The sequence below is a fragment of the Streptomyces sp. NPDC056160 genome (genome assembly GCF_042268205.1).
Lineage (GTDB): Bacteria > Actinomycetota > Actinomycetes > Streptomycetales > Streptomycetaceae > Streptomyces.
Map to the genome: position 1 here is coordinate 40,194 of NZ_JBHJUW010000001.1, position 20,594 is coordinate 60,787.

At 72.8% G+C, this 20,594-nt stretch carries 18 protein-coding genes and 1 tRNA gene; 6 read left to right on the forward strand and 13 right to left on the reverse strand.

Features of this window, described 5'->3' with window-relative positions; translation table 11 throughout:
- The first annotated feature begins 9 nt into the window (after positions 1 to 9).
- The 3 genes from ACFC02_RS00200 to ACFC02_RS00210 all read left to right on the forward strand — a co-directional run bounded on the left by ACFC02_RS00200 (position 10) and on the right by ACFC02_RS00210 (position 1,483).
- Complete coding sequence (locus ACFC02_RS00200) at positions 10 to 729, forward strand: ABC transporter permease subunit (RefSeq protein WP_376349996.1); 720 nt, start codon at positions 10 to 12, stop codon at positions 727 to 729.
- A gap of 107 nt (positions 730 to 836) precedes the next feature.
- Positions 837 to 1,076: a hypothetical protein gene (locus tag ACFC02_RS00205; RefSeq protein WP_376349998.1), complete on the forward strand. Its 240-nt coding sequence runs from the start codon at positions 837 to 839 to the stop codon at positions 1,074 to 1,076.
- Positions 1,077 to 1,398: 322 nt separating this feature from the next.
- Positions 1,399 to 1,483, forward strand: a tRNA-Ser gene (locus tag ACFC02_RS00210).
- Between the two features lie 50 nt (positions 1,484 to 1,533).
- Here ACFC02_RS00210 and ACFC02_RS00215 read toward each other — a convergent pair.
- From ACFC02_RS00215 to ACFC02_RS00255, 9 genes are all read right to left on the reverse strand, one after another.
- Entirely contained in the window at positions 1,534 to 2,370 is an 837-nt protein-coding gene (locus ACFC02_RS00215; protein WP_376350000.1) for an HAD family hydrolase, read from the reverse strand.
- Positions 2,367 to 3,644, reverse strand: a complete 1,278-nt coding sequence (serS, locus tag ACFC02_RS00220; protein ID WP_376350003.1) for a serine--tRNA ligase — start codon at positions 3,642 to 3,644, stop codon at positions 2,367 to 2,369. The genes ACFC02_RS00215 and serS overlap by 4 nt, the downstream gene beginning before the upstream one ends.
- A 552-nt stretch (positions 3,645 to 4,196) precedes the next feature.
- Positions 4,197 to 5,129, reverse strand: coding sequence for a prephenate dehydratase (gene pheA / locus ACFC02_RS00225; RefSeq protein WP_376350005.1), 933 nt, complete (start codon positions 5,127 to 5,129; stop codon positions 4,197 to 4,199).
- Between the two features lie 80 nt (positions 5,130 to 5,209).
- Positions 5,210 to 6,532 (reverse strand): iron uptake transporter deferrochelatase/peroxidase subunit, encoded by a 1,323-nt coding sequence (efeB, locus tag ACFC02_RS00230; protein WP_376350008.1) that lies wholly within the window; start codon positions 6,530 to 6,532, stop codon positions 5,210 to 5,212.
- 6 nt (positions 6,533 to 6,538) lie between these two features.
- Positions 6,539 to 8,512: a copper resistance CopC/CopD family protein gene (locus ACFC02_RS00235; RefSeq protein WP_376350012.1), complete on the reverse strand. Its 1,974-nt coding sequence runs from the start codon at positions 8,510 to 8,512 to the stop codon at positions 6,539 to 6,541.
- Between the two features lie 13 nt (positions 8,513 to 8,525).
- Positions 8,526 to 9,005: a copper chaperone PCu(A)C gene (locus ACFC02_RS00240; protein ID WP_376350015.1), complete on the reverse strand. Its 480-nt coding sequence runs from the start codon at positions 9,003 to 9,005 to the stop codon at positions 8,526 to 8,528.
- Positions 9,002 to 9,652 (reverse strand): SCO family protein, encoded by a 651-nt coding sequence (locus tag ACFC02_RS00245; protein ID WP_376350017.1) that lies wholly within the window; start codon positions 9,650 to 9,652, stop codon positions 9,002 to 9,004. The genes ACFC02_RS00240 and ACFC02_RS00245 overlap by 4 nt, the downstream gene beginning before the upstream one ends.
- Before the next feature lie 116 nt (positions 9,653 to 9,768).
- The gene (locus ACFC02_RS00250) at positions 9,769 to 10,509 is read right to left on the reverse strand and encodes a YcnI family protein (RefSeq protein ID WP_376350020.1); all 741 of its coding nucleotides are present in this window, start codon (positions 10,507 to 10,509) and stop codon (positions 9,769 to 9,771) included.
- 195 nt (positions 10,510 to 10,704) lie between these two features.
- On the reverse strand, positions 10,705 to 11,613 hold the full coding sequence (locus ACFC02_RS00255) for a hypothetical protein (RefSeq protein ID WP_376350023.1): 909 nt from the start codon (positions 11,611 to 11,613) through the stop codon (positions 10,705 to 10,707).
- 224 nt (positions 11,614 to 11,837) lie between these two features.
- Here ACFC02_RS00255 and ACFC02_RS00260 point away from each other — a divergent pair, with 224 nt between their 5' ends.
- The gene (locus ACFC02_RS00260; protein WP_376350026.1) at positions 11,838 to 12,281 is read left to right on the forward strand and encodes an ATP-binding protein; all 444 of its coding nucleotides are present in this window, start codon (positions 11,838 to 11,840) and stop codon (positions 12,279 to 12,281) included.
- A 133-nt stretch (positions 12,282 to 12,414) separates the two neighbouring features.
- On the opposite strand, the gene ACFC02_RS00265 is transcribed toward ACFC02_RS00260, so the two are convergent.
- The 3 genes from ACFC02_RS00265 to ACFC02_RS00275 all read right to left on the reverse strand — a co-directional run bounded on the left by ACFC02_RS00265 (position 12,415) and on the right by ACFC02_RS00275 (position 17,147).
- Positions 12,415 to 13,755: a PLP-dependent aminotransferase family protein gene (locus ACFC02_RS00265; RefSeq protein WP_376350256.1), complete on the reverse strand. Its 1,341-nt coding sequence runs from the start codon at positions 13,753 to 13,755 to the stop codon at positions 12,415 to 12,417.
- A gap of 144 nt (positions 13,756 to 13,899) precedes the next feature.
- On the reverse strand, positions 13,900 to 15,360 hold the full coding sequence (locus tag ACFC02_RS00270; protein ID WP_376350029.1) for an aminopeptidase P family protein: 1,461 nt from the start codon (positions 15,358 to 15,360) through the stop codon (positions 13,900 to 13,902).
- A 239-nt stretch (positions 15,361 to 15,599) separates the two neighbouring features.
- Positions 15,600 to 17,147 carry a PP2C family protein-serine/threonine phosphatase gene (locus tag ACFC02_RS00275; RefSeq protein WP_376350032.1) on the reverse strand — a complete coding sequence of 516 codons (1,548 nt, stop codon included), beginning with the start codon at positions 17,145 to 17,147 and terminating at the stop codon, positions 15,600 to 15,602.
- Between the two features lie 502 nt (positions 17,148 to 17,649).
- Between ACFC02_RS00275 and ACFC02_RS00280 the strand changes: the two genes are divergently transcribed.
- Positions 17,650 to 18,315 (forward strand): bifunctional DNA primase/polymerase, encoded by a 666-nt coding sequence (locus ACFC02_RS00280; protein ID WP_376350035.1) that lies wholly within the window; start codon positions 17,650 to 17,652, stop codon positions 18,313 to 18,315.
- A 263-nt stretch (positions 18,316 to 18,578) separates the two neighbouring features.
- Positions 18,579 to 19,145 carry a hypothetical protein gene (locus tag ACFC02_RS00285; RefSeq protein ID WP_376350038.1) on the forward strand — a complete coding sequence of 189 codons (567 nt, stop codon included), beginning with the start codon at positions 18,579 to 18,581 and terminating at the stop codon, positions 19,143 to 19,145.
- Positions 19,146 to 19,409: 264 nt separating this feature from the next.
- Here the strand turns inward: ACFC02_RS00285 and ACFC02_RS00290 are convergent, their stop codons facing one another.
- Complete coding sequence (locus ACFC02_RS00290; protein WP_376350040.1) at positions 19,410 to 20,375, reverse strand: DUF5926 family protein; 966 nt, start codon at positions 20,373 to 20,375, stop codon at positions 19,410 to 19,412.
- Positions 20,376 to 20,594: the final 219 nt, after the last annotated feature.

Genomic DNA, 20,594 nt, shown 5'->3' on the forward strand with positions numbered 1-20,594 from the left:
AGGCCGAAGATGTACGACCCCACAGTCGCCCGGCTCACCTACCGGGCCCTGCTCGGCCGCCGCCGGGCCCTCATCCTCGGCGCACTGCCCCTGCTGCTGATCGTCATCGCGGTCGTCGTGCGCGCCCTCACCGGCGCCGACGACCAGACCGCGGTGAACGTCCTCGGCGGCTTCGCGCTCGCCACCATGGTGCCGATCATCGGCGTCATCGCCGGTACCGGCGCGATCGGGCCGGAGATCGACGACGGCTCGGTGGTGTACCTGCTGTCCAAGCCGCTGAAGCGCCCGACCATCATCTTCACCAAGCTGATCGTGGCGGTCGCCGTGACCATGGTGTTCTCCGCGGTGCCCACGCTGATCGCCGGACTGATCCTCAACGGCAACGGCCAGCAGATCGCGGTGGCCTACACGGTGGCCGCGCTGGTCGCCTCCATCGCCTACGCCGCCCTCTTCCTCCTGCTGGGCACGGTCTCCCGGCACGCGGTGGTCTTCGGACTGGTGTACGCGCTGGTCTGGGAGGCGCTGTTCGGCTCCCTGGTGCCCGGGGCACGCACGCTGAGCATCCAGCAGTGGGCCCTGGCCGTCGCGCACAAGGTCGCCGGCGGTGAACTGGTGACCTCCGACGTCGGACTGACGACGGCGACGGTCCTGCTGGTGCTGGTGACCGTGCTGGCCACCTGGTACGCCGGGCAGAAACTGCGGTCCCTGACCCTCGCCGGCGAGGAGTGAGACACCGACGGTTTCGGGGGGCGAGCGGACTCCGCTCGCCCTTCACGCACGCTTCACCGCCGTACACGCACACTGGGCGCAGCGGACGGACGACCAGGAGGACGGAGATGACCGGCGAGACTCCGCGCAGCGAGGACCGTCAGACGACCGGCGGGGAATGGGACGACATCGTCCTCGACACCGACTTCGTACGGGCCGCCGAGGCCACGGAGCCGTCCGCCCGCGCCCGGATGCTCGCCGCACGCTGGCGCCGCGAGGCGCCCGAACCGCAGCCGTGGCGTTCCGACGAACCGCCCGCGGGCTGGTTCTTCAGCAAGGTGCGCCGCCGCAGGTGGCGTCGGCGCTGACCGGCGACGGCTCCGGACCCGGGGCGGATACGGCAGGGGCGGAGGCGATCGTCCCCTTCGACTCGGTGGCCTCTAATTCGGTGGCGTCGCGGTCGCCGCACCGGCACAGTGGAGATGACCGCAGCGCCGGATCGCACCGGCGCCATGTTCTGGGAGAGGAGCGGGGCGATGCCCATGCACAGCAGTACGCCCGGCTCCCGTCAGGGCAGCCCGCGGCGGACTCCGGAGTGACTGACCGCTCCGTCGAGCCCGCCCCGCACCGGGAACTGCCCGGGGCGGCCGCTTCGAGCACGCGACCCGCTGTCGCGTGGGCCGCCCACCCGGAGGATTGGCCGAGTGGTAAGGCACTGGCTTGCTAAGCCGTGGTCGGGGTCACCCCCGCGCACGTTCGATCCGTGCATCCTCCGCAGAGACCTGCACTTACGCACCCCCACGCAGCCCCTCGGGTGCGTCGCGCCTAGCCCAGCAGCCGTTCCAGGACGACCGCGATGCCGTCCTCCTCGTGTGAGGCCGTGACCTCGTCCGCGACCGCCTTCAGGTCGTCGTGGGCGTTGGCCATGGCCACGCCGTGGGCGGACCAGGCGAACATGGGGATGTCATTGGGCATGTCGCCGAAGGCGAGCGTGTCGGCCGCCTTCAGACCCAGCCGCCGGGCGGCCAGCGAGAGCCCCGTGGCCTTCGACAGACCGAGCGGAAGCAGCTCCACTATGCCCTCACCGGCCATCGTGACCGTGACGAAACCGCCCGCGGTCCGCTGGGCCGCCTCGGCCAGTTCGTCGTCGGACAGCGTCGGGTGCTGGACGTAGATCTTGTTGAGCGGCGCGCTCCACAGGTCCGAGGCGTCTGTGAGCGGCGTGGCGGGCAGGGAGCCGGTCAGGGCGTAACCGGGCCCCACCAGCACCTCGCCGTCCAGCCCGTCCCGGCTGGCCGCGAGGTACAGCGGGCCGACCTCGGCCTCGATCTTCGCCAGGGCCACACCGGCCAGCTGCCGGTCCAGTGTCACCGACGTCAGCAGACGCCGCTCCCCGGCGTCGTAGACCTGGGCGCCCTGGCCGCAGACCGCGAGGCCGCGGTAGCCGAGGTCGTCGAGGATGTGCTGCGTCCAGGGGACCGCGCGGCCGGTGACGACGATGTGCGCGGCGCCCGCCGCGGTCGCCGCGGCGAGAGCCTCACGGGTGCGGGGCGAGACCGAGTCGTCCGAGCGCAGCAGCGTCCCGTCCAGGTCGGTCGCGACCAGCCGGTAGGGAAGGCCGCCGGACCTCTCGCCGACGGCCGCGGGGACGGTGGCGGTCACTTGGCCTGCGGCTCCAGGACCTCCCGGCCGCCGAGGTAGGGACGCAGCACCTCGGGCACGCGCACGGAACCGTCCGCCTGCTGGTGGTTCTCCAGGAGGGCGACGATGGTGCGCGGGACGGCGCACAGCGTGCCGTTGAGGGTGGCGAGCGGCTTGACCTGCTTGCCGTCGCGGACGCGGATCGACAGGCGCCGGGACTGGAACTCGGTGCAGTCCGACGTCGAGGTCAGTTCGCGGTATTTGCCCTGGGTCGGGATCCACGCCTCACAGTCGAACTTGCGGGCCGCCGAGGCGCCGAGGTCGGCCGAGGCGACGTCGATCACGCGGAACGGCAGCTCCAGTGAGGTCAGCCACTGCTTCTCCCACTCCAGCAGCCGCTGGTGCTCCGCCCGCGAGTCCTCGGGGGCGACGTAGGAGAACATCTCGACCTTGTCGAACTGGTGCACGCGGAAGATGCCACGCGTGTCCTTGCCGTGCGATCCGGCCTCGCGGCGGAAGCACGGCGAGAAGCCCGCGTAGCGCAGCGGCAGCCGCTCGGCGTCGATGATCTCGTCCATGTGGTACGCCGCCAGCGGCACCTCGGACGTGCCGACCAGGTACAGGTCGTCCTTGTCGAGGTGATAGACGTCCTGGGCGGCCTGGCCGAGGAAGCCGGTTCCCGCCATGGACTGCGGGCGCACCAGCGCCGGGGTGAGCATCGGCGTGAAGCCGGCCGCGGTCGCCTGGGCGATCGCCGCGTTCACCAGCGCCAGCTCCAGCAGGGCGCCGACACCGGTGAGGAAGTAGAAGCGCGAGCCGGACACCTTCGCGCCGCGCTCCACGTCGATGGCGCCGAGGAGCTGGCCCAGTTCCAGGTGGTCCTTGGGCGCGAAGCCCTCGGTGGCGAAGTCGCGGATCGTGCCGTGCGTCTCCAGCGTGACGAAGTCCTCCTCGCCGCCGACGGGTACGTCGGGGTGGACGAGGTTGCCGAGGCGAAGCAGGAGCTCCTGGGTCTCCGCGTCGGCGGCGTCGCGTTCCGCGTCGGCCGCCTTGACGTCGGCGGCGAGCTGGCTCGCCTTCTTCAGCAGCTCGGCCTTCTCGTCGCCGGCGGCCTTGGGGATGAGCTTGCCCAGCGCCTTCTGCTCGGCGCGCAGCTCGTCGAAGCGGACGCCGGACGACCTGCGCCGCTCGTCGGCAGACAGGAGGGAGTCGACGAGCGCGACGTCCTCTCCACGGGCGCGCTGCGAGGCGCGCGCACGGTCAGGGTCCTCACGGAGCAGACGAAGGTCAATCACGTGGCCAAGGCTACCGGTGCGGCGTTCCGGCTCACGACCCAGTATTCCGGAGCGCGCCGCCGCACGGCCGTACCCACCGTTATGGAGGAATTGCGCATCGTGTCAAGAAGGGAGAACCCGGCCCCCTGGAAGAGGGCGGCCGACAGGCCCCCTGTTGACTGGATCTGCTTGTGGGGCACCGGACTTGGGCGGTCGGTTGTCCACAGGAACCGCCCCCTCCGGGAGAGTTATCCACAGGCTGTGCGCAACATCTGTGGACTTTGGAATTGATCACTCCGGAAGTGCCGCACGGGGGAAGAATTCCCGTCTCAAACCACCCCGACACCCACTTTCGGGTGGAAAAGGGTCGTCCCAAAAGATGAACCAAAGGAAACGAGTGGACGAAGGGTGACCTGCGTGGCGATCGACCGCCTTGAGGGCTGGAGGGCGATTTGTCGACCGAGTCGCCGATCGGTGTCGACTTGTCCCCAGGTCGAGAAGAGGACCTGTGGATAACTTCTGTGGATAACGAAGATCTGCAGGTACGACCGGTCACACACGGTCAAGGGGTGGCTAGGAACGACCGTCCTGGCAGCGTGCCACCCAGTCCGCAGCGGCCGCGAAGTCCTCGTCCGACGTCCCGGCCAGAGGGGGGCGTACGTCCGCCGTACCGACGTCCGCGCGCGGATAGGAGCCGAGGAAGCGCACCTGGAGGCAGATCCGCTTCAGACCCATCAGGGCCTCGGCCATCCGGCGGTCGGTGATGTGCCCCTCGGCGTCGATGCAGAAGCAGTAGTTGCCGATGCCCGCGCCCGTCGGGCGCGACTGGAGCAGCATCAGGTTGATCCCCCGCCCGGAGAACTCGCCCAGCAGGTCGCGCAGCCCGCCGGGGTGGTCGTCGCGCTGCCACAGCACCACGGACGTCTTGTCCGCGCCGCTCGGGGCGGCGGGGCGCGCGGGGCGGCCGACGAGCACGAACCGGGTCTGCGCGTTCTCCGCGTCGTGGATGTCCCTCTCCAGGGGCTCCAGCCCGTAGCGCGCGGCGGCGAACTCACCGGCGAAGGCGGCGTCGTAACGGCCCTCCTGGACCAGGCGGGCGCCGTCGGCGTTGGAGGCGGCCGACTCCCACAGGGCGTTCGGCAGGTGCGTCTTCAGCCAGTTGCGCACCTGCGGCTGGGCGGCCGGGTGGGCGGTGACCGTCTTGATGTCGGCGAGCCGGGTGCCGGGTCTGGCCAGCAGTGCGAAGGTGATCGACAGCAGCACCTCGCGGTAGATCACCAGCGGCCGCCCCGCGACCAGCTCGTCGAGCGTCGTGGTGATCCCGCCCTCGACGGAGTTCTCGATCGGCACGAAGGCCGCCTCGGCCTCGCCGTTGCGGACCGCGTCCAGCGCGGACTGCACGGACACGTACGGGACCAGTTCGCGGGTGGCCGCCTCGGGGAGCGTACGCAGGGCCACTTCGGTGAAGGTGCCCTCGGGGCCGAGATAGGCGTAACTCGCTGACATGCCCTCACCCTAGGCCCTGTCGTGGCATCGCCGTCTGTCCCGGCGGTGCCACGTCCCCGGCCCTGAGGCCGTCCGGCATGTCATCCCTCCAGCAGCCGCTGTCCGACGTACTCGCCCTTCGCCGCGCCGCCCGGCACGGCGAACAGGCCGCTGGCCTCGTGCCGGATGAACTGCGACAGGGCGTCGCCGCGGTCCAGCTTGCGCTGCACCGGCACGAAGCCCCGCAGCGGGTCGGCCTGCCAGCAGATGAACAGCAGGCCCGCGTCCGGTGCGCCGTCCGGGGCGATGCCGTCGTGGTAGGAGAAGGGGCGGCGGAGCATGGCCGCGCCCCCGTTCTGGTCGGGGCGCGTGATGCGGGCGTGTGCGTTCACCGGGACGACGTAGGTGCCGTCCGCGCCGGTCTTCTCCAGGTCCATGGCGGTCGTCTCGGTGCCCCCGGTCAGCGGTGCGCCGTCGGACTTGCGGCGGCCGATGACGTTCTCCTGCTGGGTGGGGGGCAGCTTCTCCCAGTCGTCCAGGAGCATGCGGATGCGGCGGACGACGGCGTAGGAGCCGTTCGCCATCCAGGCCGGTTCGCCCCCGGCGGGGACGAAGAGGCGCTGGTCGAAGTCGGCGTCGGCCGGTTTCGGGTTGTTGGTGCCGTCGACCTGGCCCATCAGGTTGCGGGCCGTCATGGGGTGGGCGGTGGCGCCCGGAGAGCGGTTGAAGCCGTTCATCTGCCAGCGCACGCGTGCGGCGCTTCCCGCGTCCTTCTGGACGGCGCGCAGCGCGTGGAAGGCGACCAGGGCGTCGTCGGCGCCGATCTGTACCCACAGGTCGCCGTCGCTGCGGGCTTTGTCGAGCCGGTCGGAGGAGAAGTCCGGCAGGGGGTCGAGGGCGGCCGGGCGCTGTTTGTGCAGGCCCGTCCGGTCGAAGAACGAACGGCCGAAGCCGAAGGTGATGGTCAGCGAGGAGGGTCCCGCGTCCCGGGCGACGTCCGTGTCGTTGTGCGCGGCGGGTTCGCCCGCCATCAGCCGCGCGGCGGTGTCCGACCACCGGCGCAGCAGCGCGGCGGCCTCCTTGCGGCCCGAGCCTGCCGTCAGGTCGAAGGCGAGGAGATGGCCGCAGGCCTGGAGGGCGTCTGTGATGCCGGGCTGATGTTTCACGTGAAACGCCGACCGCTGTGAGCCGAGGGCGGTCAGCGGTGTGGCGCCGGCGGGCGCGGAGGTGTAGCCGATGGCCGCGCCCGCGGCACCGAGGACGATTCCGGTGGCGCCGGCCGTGCCGAGCAGCTGTCGGCGCGTGACGCCCGCCGTGGCGGGGGCGCCGGCCCGCCGGGGTTCGGGCACCGCTGAGGGGGCGGCCGGCGAGGAGGCGCGAGAGGAGGCCGAAGAGGCTGCCTTCGAGGAGGACTGGTCGGTCATGGTCGTTCAGCCGATCTGCACGTTCTTGGAGACGGTCACCTGGTCGATGTCGGAGGTCCGTACCGTCACGGCGACCTTCCAGGAACCCGCCATGGGGATCTGTACGCCGCTCGCGGCCCAGTGACCGGTGGTGATGTGCTCGGGGGTGACCGACAGCGGGCCGATCTTCCGGGCGGTCAGGGTGAAGGCGGTCTTGATCTCGGGCACGTCGAACGCCTTGCCGTCGGGCCGCTGTACGTAGAGGTGCATCTCGTTGCCGCCCACGCGTGCGGGGTCGAGGTCGAGCCGTACGACGCCCTTGCCGGCCTGGCCGCCGGTGTCGAAGGGCATGTCGAGGGTGACCGCCTCTGCCGCGGACGAGGAAGAAGGGGAGGATGAGGAGGAGGTCGTGGCGGCCTTGGCCTCCTCCTGCGTGCGGCCGGGTTCGGTCTGCGTCAGCACGGTGGTGACGGCGAGCAGGACGACGGCGACGCCCGCCTCCGCCATCACGGAGCGGCGCAGCCCGAACCGGTTCGGGTCGGCGTCGCGCTGCCGCTTCTGCCGTGCGGCGTCCACGGCGGCCCGCTGCCTGGCCAGTTGGGCGGCCCGCCGGGAGTCGCCCCCGGCCGGGTTCTTCCCGTCGGCGCCGCCCTTGCCCGCGGCCACGGGTTCCTTGCGTGCGGGTTCCTGGGTCCGGTGCCTGTCGCGTTCTTTCGTGCGGTCCTCGGTGGCGGTCATGGTGCCGGATCTGGTGGCGGCCTTGGCGGTCACCGTGTCCGCGAGCCGGCCGGTCCAGCGCCGCGAGATTCCCGCGACTGCGACCATCAGCACGACGAGGCCGACCTTGATCAGGAGCAGTTGCCCGTAGCGGGTGCCGGTCAGCGCCGACCACGAGCCGACCTGACGCCAGGACTGGTAGACGCCGGTGGCCACCAGGGCTGCCACGGAGCCGAAGGCGACGCGGGAGAAGCGGCGTACGGCCGAGGCCTCGACGGGGGTGTCCGCCGGGGCGCGGTAGAGCGCGACCAGGAGAGCGACGAGTCCGCCGAGCCAGGCGGCCACGGCGAGCAGGTGGACGACGTCGACGGGCATCGCGATGCCCGGCTGGAGGCCGACCGAGGCGTGCTCGGCCAGCGCCCAGCTCGCCGCGAGCCCGGCGGCGACCACGACGCCGCCGATCGCCAGCCCGAACGTCAGGTCCCGTTTCTCCTCGTCCTCCCGCTTCTCGTACGCCCCGAAGAGCACCGCGACGAAGAGCGCCGCCGCCGCGAGCAGCAGCAGCCGGGAGACGAGGGCCGCGCCCGTCTTGGTCTGGAGCACCTGGCCCAGCAGGTCCAGGTCGACGATGTCCCCGGCCTTCCCGGAAGTGGTGTAGGAGCCGCGCAGGAGCAGCAGTGCCAGGGTCGCCGCGGTGAGCGCCACCCAGCCGGAGACGACGAGCCGTTGCAGGGCCCGTACGCCCGCTCCGCGCTGCCAGCAGGCCAGGACGAAGGCGGCGCCGCCGGCCAGGACGATGAAGCCGGCGTAGGAGACGTACCGTCCGAGGCCGTACAGCCAGCCGACGAGGCCGCCGCCCACGTCCTGGCCGCCGGCCACGACGGACGTCTTGGAGGGCGCTCCGATCGAGAAGGTGTAGGCGCCGCCGACCGGGTGGCTGTCGGCGGAGATCACCTGGTAGGTGACGGTGTACGTGCCCTTGGCCAGGCCGCCGCGGAGCCCGACGGTGTACGTGGTGCCGCTGGTGTTGGTCGGTTTGCCGGTGTCGACCCGTTTGCCGCCGGGGTCGAGCACGCGCACTGAGTCGTCGTTCATGGCGACCTTCTCGGAGAAGGTCAGGGAGACCCGGGCGGGTGCCGTGGCGACCACCGCCCCCTGCTGGGGGGCGCTGCCGGTCACCGCGGCGTGCGCGGAGGCCGGTGCGGCGCCGGCCAGGAGCGCGCCGGTGACGGCCAGGAGCAGCAGCACCAGGTTCCGGAGGCGGGGGGCGATGGTCCGCGGCACGGTGGTCCTTCCCTCAGTGTCCGGTCTCGGGGTTGTACGTGGCCGACTTCACCGGTATCTCGACCCGGAGGTCGCCGGACTTGGCGAAGTGCAGTTCGACGGGGACCGTCTGGCCCTGGCGGGGTTTGTGCTTGAGCATGTCGAACATCAGGTGGTTGCCGCCGCTCTTGAACACGAGCTGTCCGTGGGCGGGCACGGTGAGGGCGCCGGCCTCCCGCATCGTCCCGCCGACCGTCTGGTGCGCGGTGACGGAACCGGCGGCGTCGCTGGTGACCGAGGTCAGCTTGTCGTCGGCGTCGCCCTTGTTGACGATGGTCAGGAATCCGGCCGCCATGGAGTCGGAGACCGGCTGGGGCATGTAGGCGTTGGTCACCGCCAGTTCGGCCTTCCCGTCGGACTGCGCGCCGGAGGCCGATCCGCCGCACCCGCTCAGCAGCACCGTGCCGGCCAGGGCCGCCGCGGTCAGGGCGGTCGCCGTGGTGCGGCGCCTCACGGGTTCTGTCCCTTCATGAGCTTGGGCAGGTCCTTGGTGTAGTCGCCGACGTCGGCGTCCTCGTCGTAGACCACGTAACCGCTGTCGTTCTTGGGGGAGAAGGCGACCACCTGGGTGCCGTGCACGGACACGAGCTTGCCGTTCTTGTCCTTCTTCGTCGGTTCGATGGCGATGCCGACGCTGCGTGCTCCCGCCTGGATGGTGGCGAAGTCGCCGGTCAGTCCGACGAACTGGGGGTCTATGCCGTTGAGCCACTTGCCGAGTTCGGCGGGGGTGTCGCGGCCGGGGTCGGTGGTGACGAAGACGACCCGCAGCTTGTCCTGCTCCGCCTTGGGCAGGGCTTTCTTGGCGACGGCGAGGTTGTTCATCGTCAGCGGGCAGACGTCGGGGCAGTGGGTGTATCCGAAGTAGAGCAGCGTGGGCCGGCCCGCGGTCTCCTTGCGGAGGTCGTACTTCTTGCCGTGAGTGTCGGTGAGCACCAGGTCGGGCTTCTCGAACGGCTGGTCGAGGACCGTCGAGGGCTTCTGCGAGGTCTCCTCGGCGACGACGGTGGCGGGCTTGGCACTGTCCGCGCCGCTGCCGCAGGCGGAGAGGGTCATCGTCGCGGCGGCGAGCAGTGCGGCCGCGGCGAACGTCTTCTTGCGCATAGAGAAATGTCCCAGATGTGAGAGCTCCGGCGCGCACCGGGGTCGTACGCCTCTGCGGTCGTACGGGGCCGTACGGGCAGGGGTTGGACCCCGGTGCGCGGCGCGGACGTGCAGGATCAGGCGGCGGTGGTGCGCCGGCGTCCGGCGAAGACGCCGTATGCCACGCCGGCCGCGCCGATGACGATGCCCACGATGCCGAGGACGCGGGCGGTGGTGTCGTTGCCGCTCTCGGCGGAGGCGGTGGTGGTGCTCGCGGCGGCCTTCGAGCCGGTCGAGGTGCCCTGGGCGGCCGCCTGGTGGGCGTCGTCCGCTGCGGTCAGCTGCAGCGTGGGCGCCGGGTTGTCGGGCTCGGCCTGGCCCTTCTGCGGGACCTCGATCCAGCGGACGACCTCATTGTTCGAGTACGTCTGCAGGGCCTTGAAGACGAGCTGGTCGGCGTCCTCGGGAAGTGCGCCGACGGAGACCGGGAACTTCTGGAAGTAGCCCGGCTGGACGCCCTTGCCGTCGGCGGTCCAGGTGACCTTGGTGACGGCCTCGGAGATCTTCTCGCCGTGCATCTCCAGCGGCTTGGCCAGCTTGGACTTGGTGACGGCGATCTTCCATCCGTCGATCGGTTCCGGCATCACCGAGGCCAGCGGGTGGTCGGTCGGGAAGTTGACCTCCAGCTTGGTGGTGGAGGCGTTGTCGCGCTCGTTGGGCACCTTGAAGTCGACGACGGCGTAGCCGCCCTTGGCCGCCGCGCCCTCCGGTTGCACGGTGACGTGCGCGAACGCGGGGACGGAGACGGCGAGGACGGCCGTGCCCGCGAGGGCGCCGACGGTGGCGAGACGAGAGGTCTTGCGGCTGATGGCCTTCATCACGAAGAGCACTCCACTTCGAGTGGGTTCCGGTGGGTTCCGGAGAGTTCCGGTGGTCGGGAGGGGCGCGTGCGCCGGGGTGTCCGCCGGTGCGGGACACCGGGGAGAAGGGCACGCGCGTGTGCCGCACGACGGCGGCCACTCCCCCCGCGGAACCCGGTCGGCCGGGTCCGGTGGAGCGCTGGGCGCGTCGTGTCAGGCAGCGAGGGCGAAGGCGGCGGGCGGGCCGCGGCGGATCACCGTGTGCTGGAGCGCCGTGGTGGCCGGCGGGCGCAGCACGGAGTCGGCGGCGCGCGCGGGGCGCGGGCCCGTCCGCGGCGCCGTGGGCAGCCCGGCGCACAGGGCGCACGCCAGGGCGAGCGCCGCGCGCAGCGATCGTACGAGCGTGCCCTCGGCGACTCCGTGCGCCGACAGTGCGATGAGGCGCAGCAGCGCGAGGTCACCGCGGCGCAGCAGCCAGCCCGCGGCGAGCGCGGCGAGCACGTGACCGAGCAGCATGGGCAGGGACGGCAGCAGCGAGGCGGCAGGACCGAGGGCCCGCAGGGCGCCCGTGGGGTGCGGTGCGGCGGAGGGGTCGGGGGCGGAGCGGGGGTAGAGGTGGGCGTCGACGAGGATCCGGTAGGCCCGGGCCGGAGTGATCGCGGCGGTCGTCGTGCCGCAGATGTACCGCGTGGCCCGCTCCACCAGCGCGGCGTCGGACAGCGCGTGCCCGGCGTGCGCGAGTGAGCCCGCCGGCACCGTCGGCGCGGACGAGGCGAACGGGCCCATCGAACTCATCGAGCCCATCGGGCCCATGGACATCCCGCCGGACGCCATGCCCGCCGCTCCGTGCTGCCCCAGCCCGAACAGGGCGTGCAGCACGGTCTGCCCGAGCGCGAGCAGCGCCGCGATGCCCGGCAGCGACCGGGCGCGCCCGGCCAGGGGGACGACGACCAGGAGTGCCCCGAGGAAGCCGGCGCCCAGCGTCCACAGCGGGACCGTGGCGCACGAGCCCATCGTGTGACCGGCAGCGGCCAGCACGACGCAGACCGCGGCGAACACCGCGGCCCGCAGCAGCCTGAGACCGCGCCCGGCGGGTGCCGTGCGCGAGTGGGGGGCAGTCATGGCGCGCTCATCATCCCACTGGGCACCGGCGGTCCGTACGGCAGGTCCACAAGGTGCGGTACCTCCGTATAGGTCACTTTCTGTGGCAGATGGTCCCACGCATACACCGATTCCGTGCCCGCCACATCCGCCGATCGGGCGCTCTCGCGTCAACTCGGTGCTTACGTGCGGGCACACGGGGCAATACGTAACGGTATGTCGAGCCGCGGCCGGGAGGCTGGAGCATGAGCATCTGGTGGTCACTCCATCTGCGGCGTGACGCCGCGAGCGTGCCGCTCGCCCGCCGGCTCCTGCTCGGCACGATGGAGACCGCGGGCGTGGACCCCGACGTCTCCTACGACCTGTCCGTCGCCCTGAGCGAGGCCTGCGCGAACGCCGTCGAGCACGGCGGGGGCGCCACCTGCGAGGCCTACCGCGTGACGGCCTACCTCGACGGGGAGACGTGCCGCATCGAGGTGGCCGACACGGGTCCCGGCTTCCCGGCGGGCGGGCTCCGGGTGCCGCCGCGCGTCCCGCCCGCGGAGGCCGAGCACGGCCGGGGCCTGTGCCTCATCCGGGAACTCGCCGACCACGTCCACATCGGCAACAAGCCGGGCCGGGGCGGTGCGGTGGTGAGCTTCGACAAGATCCTCAAGTGGCGCGAGGACGCACCCCTGGCGGCGGTCTAGGCGCGGCACCGGGCCCTCCGGTCACACCGGCCCGGGGCGCCTTCCGGTCACACCGGTCACACCGGCCCGGCGGGCCTCCCGGCCGCATCGGCCCGGGCCCCGTGCGGCCACGCCTCCCTCACGTACGCCTCCCTCACGCGCCGTCCAGGACCTTCGCCAGCACGTCCAACGCCTCGGGGTACGTCCGCTCCCTCGGCGTCCCGTAACCGACGACGAGCCCCTGCGGCCGTCCCGCGCCGGGGGTGTGCCAGTGCTCGCCCAGGCGGCCGAGGGCGAGCCCCTCCGCCTCCGCGCGGGCCAGCACCGCGTCCTCGTCCGCGACGTCGACCAGGGCGTGCAGCCCGGCGGCGATGCCGCGCACGGAGCGGCGCGGCCCCAGCCGGTCCAGGAGCTGGTCCCGGCGGCGCCGGTAGCGCAGCCGGCACGCGCGCACGTGCCGGTCGTAGGCGTGGCTGTCGATCAGCTCGGCGAGCGCCAGCTGCCCGATGGTCTCGGTGTGGTGGTCGCTGTGCAGCTTGGCGTCGGCCACCGCGTCGACCAGGTGCGGCGGAAGGACCATCCAGCCCAGCCGCAGCGCCGGGCCGAGGGTCTTGGAGGCGGTGCCGAGGTAGGCGACCTGGCCCGGCGCCATGCCCTGGAGCGCGCCGACGGGCTGGCGGTCGTAGCGGAACTCGCCGTCGTAGTCGTCCTCGACGATCAGGGCACCACGCGCGCGTGCCCAGTCGGTCAGCGCCCGCCGCCGCTCGGGGTGCAGGGTCACCCCGGTCGGGTACTGGTGCGCGGGGGTGACGACGACGGCGCCGTGCTCGTCCAGGTCCTGCGCGCGCACCCCCCGCTCGTCGACCCGGACCGGCGCCACAGTGCCGCCGTTGTGCCGCACCACGTCCCGGTGGAAGGGCAGCCCGGGGTCCTCCATGGCGACCGAGGCGCCGTCCAGCACGCGCGTCAGCAGGGCCAGTCCCTGGACGTATCCGGCGGTGATCACGATCCGCTCCGGCGGCGCGATCACCCCGCGGGCCCGCCCCAGGTAGCCCGACAGGGCGGTGCGCAGTTCGATCCGGCCCCGCGGGTCGCCGTAGTCGTACGCCAGGGAGGGCGCCGTCGCGATGGCGCGGCGCAGCGCCCGCAGCCAGGCCGCCGCCGGGAACGCGCCCACGTCCGGGCTGCCGGGCCGCAGGTCCAGACGGGGCGCACGGGCGCGGGCCGCCGCTCCGGGCTCCTCCGTGTCCACGGCGGGCAGGGCGGCGACGCGGGTGCCGGAGCCCTGGCGTGCCGTCAGGTACCCCTCGGCGACCAGCTGGTCGTACGCCGCTTTCGCGGTGCCTCGGGAGACGCCCAGCTCGGACGCCAGCCGCCGGGTCGCCGGCAGCCGGCTCCCGGGGGTCAGCCGCCCGTCCCGCACGGCGTTCCTGAGCGCCTTCTCCAGTCCCGCCCGGCGGCCCGCCGCCGCGTCCGGTTCCAGATGCAGGTCCACTCCGACCGCGGACCAGAAGCCGTTCGCGTCCCGGAAATCCCGGAAGTCCCGAATATCCCTGTCGTCCCCGATGTCCACGAAACCCCTCCCCCTGGGCATGTGTACGGCCGGGCACCGCTCGGGTGCCCGGCCGCCGTCCGTCGATCAGCCCTTCAGGGCCGCCATCCACGCCTCGACCTCGCCCGAGCGGCGCGGCAGCGCGGCGGACAGGTTCCGGTTGCCGTCCTCGGTGACGAGGATGTCGTCCTCGATGCGGACGCCGATGCCGCGGTACTCCTCGGGAACCGTCAGGTCGTCGGCCTGGAAGTACAGCCCCGGCTCGACGGTGAGGACCATGCCCGGCTCCAGCGTGCCGTCGACGTACGTCTCGGTGCGCGCGGCGGCGCAGTCGTGGACGTCCATGCCGAGCATGTGACCGGTGCCGTGCAGGGTCCAGCGGCGCTGCAGGCCCAGCTCCAGGACCCGCTCGACCGGGCCCTCGGCCAGGCCCCACTCGACGAGCTTCTCGGCCAGCACGCGCTGCGCGGCGTCGTGGAAGTCGCGGTACTTGGCGCCCGGCTTCACCGCCGCGATGCCGGCCTCCTGGGCCTCGTACACGGCGTCGTAGACCTTCTTCTGGATCTCGCTGTACGTGCCGCTCACCGGCAGCGTGCGGGTGACGTCCGCGGTGTACAGGGTGTGGGTCTCCACGCCCGCGTCCAGCAGCAGCAGGTCGCCGGAGCGGACGGGGCCGTCGTTGCGCACCCAGTGCAGGGTGCAGGCGTGCGGGCCGGCGGCGGCGATGGTGCCGTAGCCGACGTCGTTGCCCTCCACGCGCGCGCGCAGGAAGAACGTTCCCTCGATGTAGCGCTCGCTGGTCGCCTCGGCCTTGTCGAGGACCTTCACCACGTCCTCGAAGCCGCGGACCGTGGAGTCCACGGCCTTCTGCAGCTCGCCGACCTCGAAGTCGTCCTTGACCAGGCGGGCCTCGGACAGGAAGACGCGCAGCTCCTCGTCGCGCTCGGCGGTGACCTTGTCCGTCAGGGCCGCCTCGATGCCGGCGTCGTGGCCGCGCACCACACGGACCGGGCCGGTGGCCTCGCGCAGCGTTCCGGCCAGCTCGCGCACGTCGGCGGCGGGGATGCCGTACAGCGCCTCGGACTCGGTCAGGGAGTGGCGGCGGCCGACCCACAGCTCGCCCTGCCCGTCGAGCCAGAACTCGCCGTTCTCCCGGTCGGAGCGGGGCAGCAGGTAGAGCGTCCCGCGGTGGCCGTCCGCGGTGGGCTCCAGCACCAGGACGCCGTCCTCCGTCTGGTTGCCGGTGAGGTAGGCGTACTCCACCGAGGAGCGGAAGGCGTACTCGGTGTCGTTGGAGCGGGTCTTCAGGTTGCCCGCGGGGATCACCAGGCGCTCACCGGGGAAGCGCGCGGACAGGGCGGCGCGGCGGCGGGCGGTGTGGGCGGCCTGTCCGACCGGCTCCAGGTCGCGCAGCTCGGTGTCGGCCCAGCCGGACTTCATGTTCTCGGCGAGCTCGTCGGACACGCCCGGGTACAGGCCGTTCTTGCGCTGCTTGATCGGCTCTTCGCCCTCGGTCTCCGGGGTCTCCGGGTTGAGCTCGTCCGCCACGGTCTTCCTCCTCGATACGGCACTGGACCACCCCCCATCGTACGGTCGTACGGAAGGGCCCCGAGGGGCGCGCACCTGTTACCGGGAGCACGCCACCGGCGACGCGTCACCGTGCGCGCCGCCCTGGGCGCGCCGTCGCGGGCGTACCGCCCACCGGACGTGTCGTCACGGGCCGGGGCCGTCACCGGCTGCGCGTCGGCAAGATGCGGACACCGCCACCGGACGGCGTGCCCTGCGGGCTACTCGAAGCGGGCCGCCACCAGCACCACGTCCTCCGTGCCGTCGGTCACGTCCAGGCCGTCGGGCAGGACGGTGCGCAGCACGTGGTCGGCCACGGCGTCCGGGTCGTGGCGCATCGCGCGCGGGACGCCCGCCGCGGCGGCGTGCAGCCGTGCGAAGGCACGGTCGACGGGGTCGCCGGTGCGGTGCAGCAGCCCGTCGGTGTAGAGCAGCACCGTTTCGCCTGCTGTGACCTGGAACTCCACGCTGGGCGCCTCCCAGCAGGCGAGCATGCCCAGCGGCGCCGACACGGTCGTCTCCGCGTACTCGGTGCGCCGCTCGCCGACCAGCAGCGGCGGGCAGTGCCCCGCGCCCGCCACGGTGATCCGGCGCAGCGCGGGCTCGCAGTAGGCGAACAGGGCGGTGGCCGAGCGGGCGGGCTCGGTCAGCCGCAGGAGCAGTTCCAGGTCGGACAGGACGGCGACGGGGTCCTCGCCCTCCATCACGGCGTACGCCCGCAGGGAGGCGCGCAGCCGGCCCGTCGCGGCGATTGCGCCGGGGCCCGAGCCGGTGACGGAGCCGACCGCGAGGCCGAGCGCGGCGTCGGGCAGGGGCAGCGCGTCGTACCAGTCGCCGCCGCCGCGCGGACCGGTGCGGTGCCGGGCGGCGAGCTGGATGCCGGGCACCCGTGGCAGCCGGGACGGCAGCAGCTCCTCGTACATCGTGGCCATGGCCGCGCGCGTGCGCTCGCAGTCGATCAGACGTGCGAGGTGCTCGGTGGCGAAGCGGACGTAGAGGCCGGCCAGGTGGCGCTGGCGGTCGGTCGGTTCGGCGGGCTCGTCGTAGAGCCACAGGGCGGCGCCGAGCCGGCCGGCGGCCTCGGTGGTCAGGGGCAGCGCGTAACCGGCGGCGTAGCCGAGCCGGGCGGCCACCTCGCGGTGGCGGGGGTCGAGGCTCTCCTCGGCGAACAGGTCGGGGCGCACGATCTCGCCGTCGCCGCCGGGCAGCCCGGCCGCCGTGTCCAGGAGGGCGCCGTAGGGCATCGCGTGGCGCGGGACGGTCTCGATGTGGCCGAGGTCGGAGCGGGCGAGGCCGAGGCCGAGGGTGGTGTCGGGCCCCAGTCCGTCGTCCGGTTCCAGGACGACGAGCCCGCGCCGGGCGCCCACCAGGGCCGCTCCGGCGTGCAGCAGTTCCCCCAGGGCGGTGTCGAGCCGGCCGGTGCGGGCCAGCCGCTCGGTCAGCTCGTGCAGGGTCGTGAGGTCGGAGACCCAGCCCGCGAGCCGGTCCTGGAGGAGGGCGCCCGGGGGGTGGGCGGTGTGCGGGGAGTGCGCGCTGTGCGGGGCGGCGGCGGGGGAGGCGTCCGAGGCTGCGGGGGCTGGCGCGACAGTGTGTGCGGGTGCGGGAACCGTTGAATCGATTCCAGCCACTTTCTGAGGGTGAGGGGCGTTCATGGTGTCCGGCTTTCCGACCGGTGCGTACTGCTCAAAAGCATCGCAAACCCCCATGTCATTCTGCGCCGCCGGCAGTGTCTCCACATGTACACGCACTCGTGAGGGGATGTCCAGCATTGTCCTGCCGGGATTCCTGGTGTCAGAGAGCCTGCGGTGGTCTTGCTCCTGAACTCTTGCGCATCAACGAAGTTGGCTTGAAACTGCCTCGGGTAACGGCCTATTGCGGTCGACTGGTTTCGTTCCACAGAGCGTCACAGCGGTCGTGATGGGTACGTACTCGGAGAAGACCAGGGGTGGTTCGGAACTGCCCGGAACCTGGTGACGGAACCGGGCGTCCTATCCACCGACGGCCGTGCCCCATCCTCGCGTGACGGCGGCGGAGAGCAGAACGCGCGACGGCAAAACGCCATGCTCCGCCACCCCGCGCCATGCCCGTGCTCCTGGTGGACGCGCAGGGGCAGGGCCGCCGCGGAAGCGGCAGGTGCCCGGCCCGAAGGGGTTCCCCGTGCTGAAAGCAGGGGTGTGATGCGCCAACAGGTACGCCCAGTGAAGTGATCGACACATGGTGTGATGTGGCCCACGGTGTTGCCAGCGGTGCAACGGAAAGGAACGAGCGCTCATGCGCGAGATCCCCGGAAGGCGACGCAGGCTCCTGTCCCGGCGCAGCGACGGGAGGCACGAGCCGATCGACGCGGCCCTGACCTTCGCCGCCCAGTGGCAGTGGCCGGTGCTCCCCGGCGTGGCACGGGACCCGAGGCGGCCCGACCGCTGCGGCTGCCCCGACCCGGAGTGCACGGTCCCCGGCGCACACCCCTTCGACCCAGGCCTCCTCGCGGCCACCACCGATGCCCGGATGGTGCGCTGGTGGTGGACCAACCGGCCCGCCGCCCCCATCGTCCTGGCCACCGGCGGCACGGCGCCCTGCGCGGTGAGCCTGCCGGCCCTCGGCGCGGCCCGCGCCTTGCGCGCGCTCGACCGCGCCGGGATGCGGCTCGGCCCGGTCGTCGCCTCGCCGACGCGCTGGTCGATCCTCGTCAGGCCGTACTCCATGGAGCAGCTCGGCGAACTCCTCTACGCCAAGGACTTCGTGCCCGGCTCGCTCCGCTTCCACGGCGAGGGCGGCTACCTCGCCCTGCCGCCCTCGCGGACGGGCGCCGGGCCGATCCGCTGGGAGCGCGCCCCGCTGCCCGGCTCCGCCTCGCCCTGGGTGCCCGACGTCGAGGCCGTCGTGGACGCGGCGGTGGACGCCCTCACTCGTAAGGGTGTGAGCGCGCCCGAGTTCTGAGGGCATCGGGCGCGCCGAGAACAAGCGTCCGTTCTGGTCGTTATCTTCCCTTTATGCTGCACCATCCCCAGGGACACGGAAGCGGACACCCGAGCGAACGCCCCGGGGAGCGCCCGGGCGAACGCGACGTCGGGCGCCCGGATGGACGCGACCCCGGGTACCGGGGCGGGCGCGCGAGCGGACACGGAGACGGCCGGGAAACCGGCTGGGTGTGCGATCGCGTGGGCGGGCCCGCGCGGACGGGTCGGGTCGATCCCCGGCGGATGCGGCTGTTCGCCCTCATGGGTGTCGCGGCCTGTGCGGTCGCCCTACCGCTGACCGTGGCGTCCGCGGGGCAGGTGGGCGACCGGGGCGGTGCCGGCACGCCGTCCGCCGCGCGCCCCCAGCCGAGGGGCGACGGCAAGGTGCCGTCCGCCGCGCCCTCCCGCACCCCGTTGTTGCTGGGCCTGGGGCTGGCGACCGCCGCCCACTGCGGCGTCGAGGTCTCCTCGCCCGGCGGTGTCGAGGCGCAGACCTGTGTGCTCACCCAGGGTGCCGACACCTGGGCGCGCACCTACTACCGCAACGCGACCGGCGAGTCCCTGGACGCCGACCTGACCCTCATGGGCCCGGGCGATCGCACCGTGCGCACTCACTGCGCCCTGGACGGCGACGACGAGCCGGAGACGTGCGAGACGCCGCGGGAGCGTACCAGCGGCGCGCCGAGCGCCTACACGGCCGTCGCCGAGTTCGCGGGGCGTACGGGCCCCGGGGGAGCCGCGGGGCGTGCCGGCGACGGGACGCTGCTGCTGCGCGCGGGGAGCAACTCGCCTGCCGGAACGGGGAGTTGACAGCCGACTGCGGTCGGTGAACGGCGGCGCACATGGAAAGACCCGGTTGCTGGCGACGGGGGATGCACCAGCAACCGGGCTACGGGAACGGTAACAAGAGATCGGCGGTTCGCAAATTCGATCCCGGCTTTCCAGTCACCTCGGGGGCCGTCTTTCCGGTCACGCCGACTCGCCTGCGCGGACGGGGAGTTGGAATTGGAGCCGCCTGTTCCGCGCGTGGGGATCCGGCTGACCGGTCGGTCAGCACGGCCCTCGCCCCGCTGCTCAGCTGAGGGTGACCTGCCGGTTGGTCAGGCCGCCTCGGGCACGGCGCTCCTCGGTGGTCAGCGGCGCGTCGCTCCTCAGCGCCGCGGCCAGCCGTTCGGCGAACTCGGCGGCCGGCTTCTCCGCGTCCTGGGCGCCGAACTCGCTGGGCAGGTCCCAGACGGGCACCGTCAGGCCGTGGGCGCGGAAGGAACCGACCAGGCGGGTGCCTTCGCCGAGGCTGGAGGTGCCCGCCGCGTGCAGCCGCGCGAGAGCGTCCAGAAGGTGCTCCTCCGGGTGCGGCATGACCCAGCGCAGGTGGTTCTTCTCCGGGGTCCGGCACCAGTACGCCGCGTCGACGCCCTGCAGGCGCACGGTCGGGATGGCCGCGGCGTTGGCCCGCTCCAGGGAGGCGGTGACCTCCGCCGTCGCGTTCTCCGCGTCCGGGACCCAGAACTCGAAGCCCTCGTGCACCACCGGCTCGAAGGGGGCCTCCAGGTCGAGCAGGTCCTGCAGGCGGGGCCCGTCGGCCGGGGCGCGACGGCCCTGCACCGGGTTGCCGGGCTCGGCCGCCAGGGCGCGCCGGAGGGTGTCGGCGAGGTCGCGGCTGATGTCGCCGGAGGCCGTGTCGTTCTGCAGGCCGATGAGCACCGAGCCGTCGTCGCGGCGCAGCGCGGGCCAGGCCATCGGCAGGACGGTGGCGAGCCGGACCGACGGCACGCCCTCGGGCAGGCCGTCCTTGAGCGTCAGCTCCGCCGTGGCGGCGGGGACCAGCTCGCGCAGCGCGACCCAGTCGCACTCGCCGGGCAGGCCCTCGAACGGCCGCTGCACCAGCTCGGTCGCCGCGTGGGCGGCGGTCCGGCCGTGGCAGGCCTTGTAGCGCCGGCCGCTGCCGCAGGGACACGGCTCGCGGGCGCCGACCACCGGGATCTCTCCGTCCGTGAGCTGCGGGCGCTTGGCCTTCGTCTGGGGTCGCTTCTTGGCCATCTGGGTGTCTCCCGGTTACGGCTCGTCTTGTACGGGCGCGAGCCTAGTCGTTCACACCCTCGACGACGGGAAGCTGTGGACGGGAAGGGCGTTGTGGACGACGCGGGGCTGTGCTCGGCGAGGGGGCGCGACCGTGCGCACCGGAGACGGGCGTGTCCCTGGGCGGCCCCTGGCCCGCACCGTACGCGTAGGCGAACCGGCCGTCGGCGCGGGCGAACG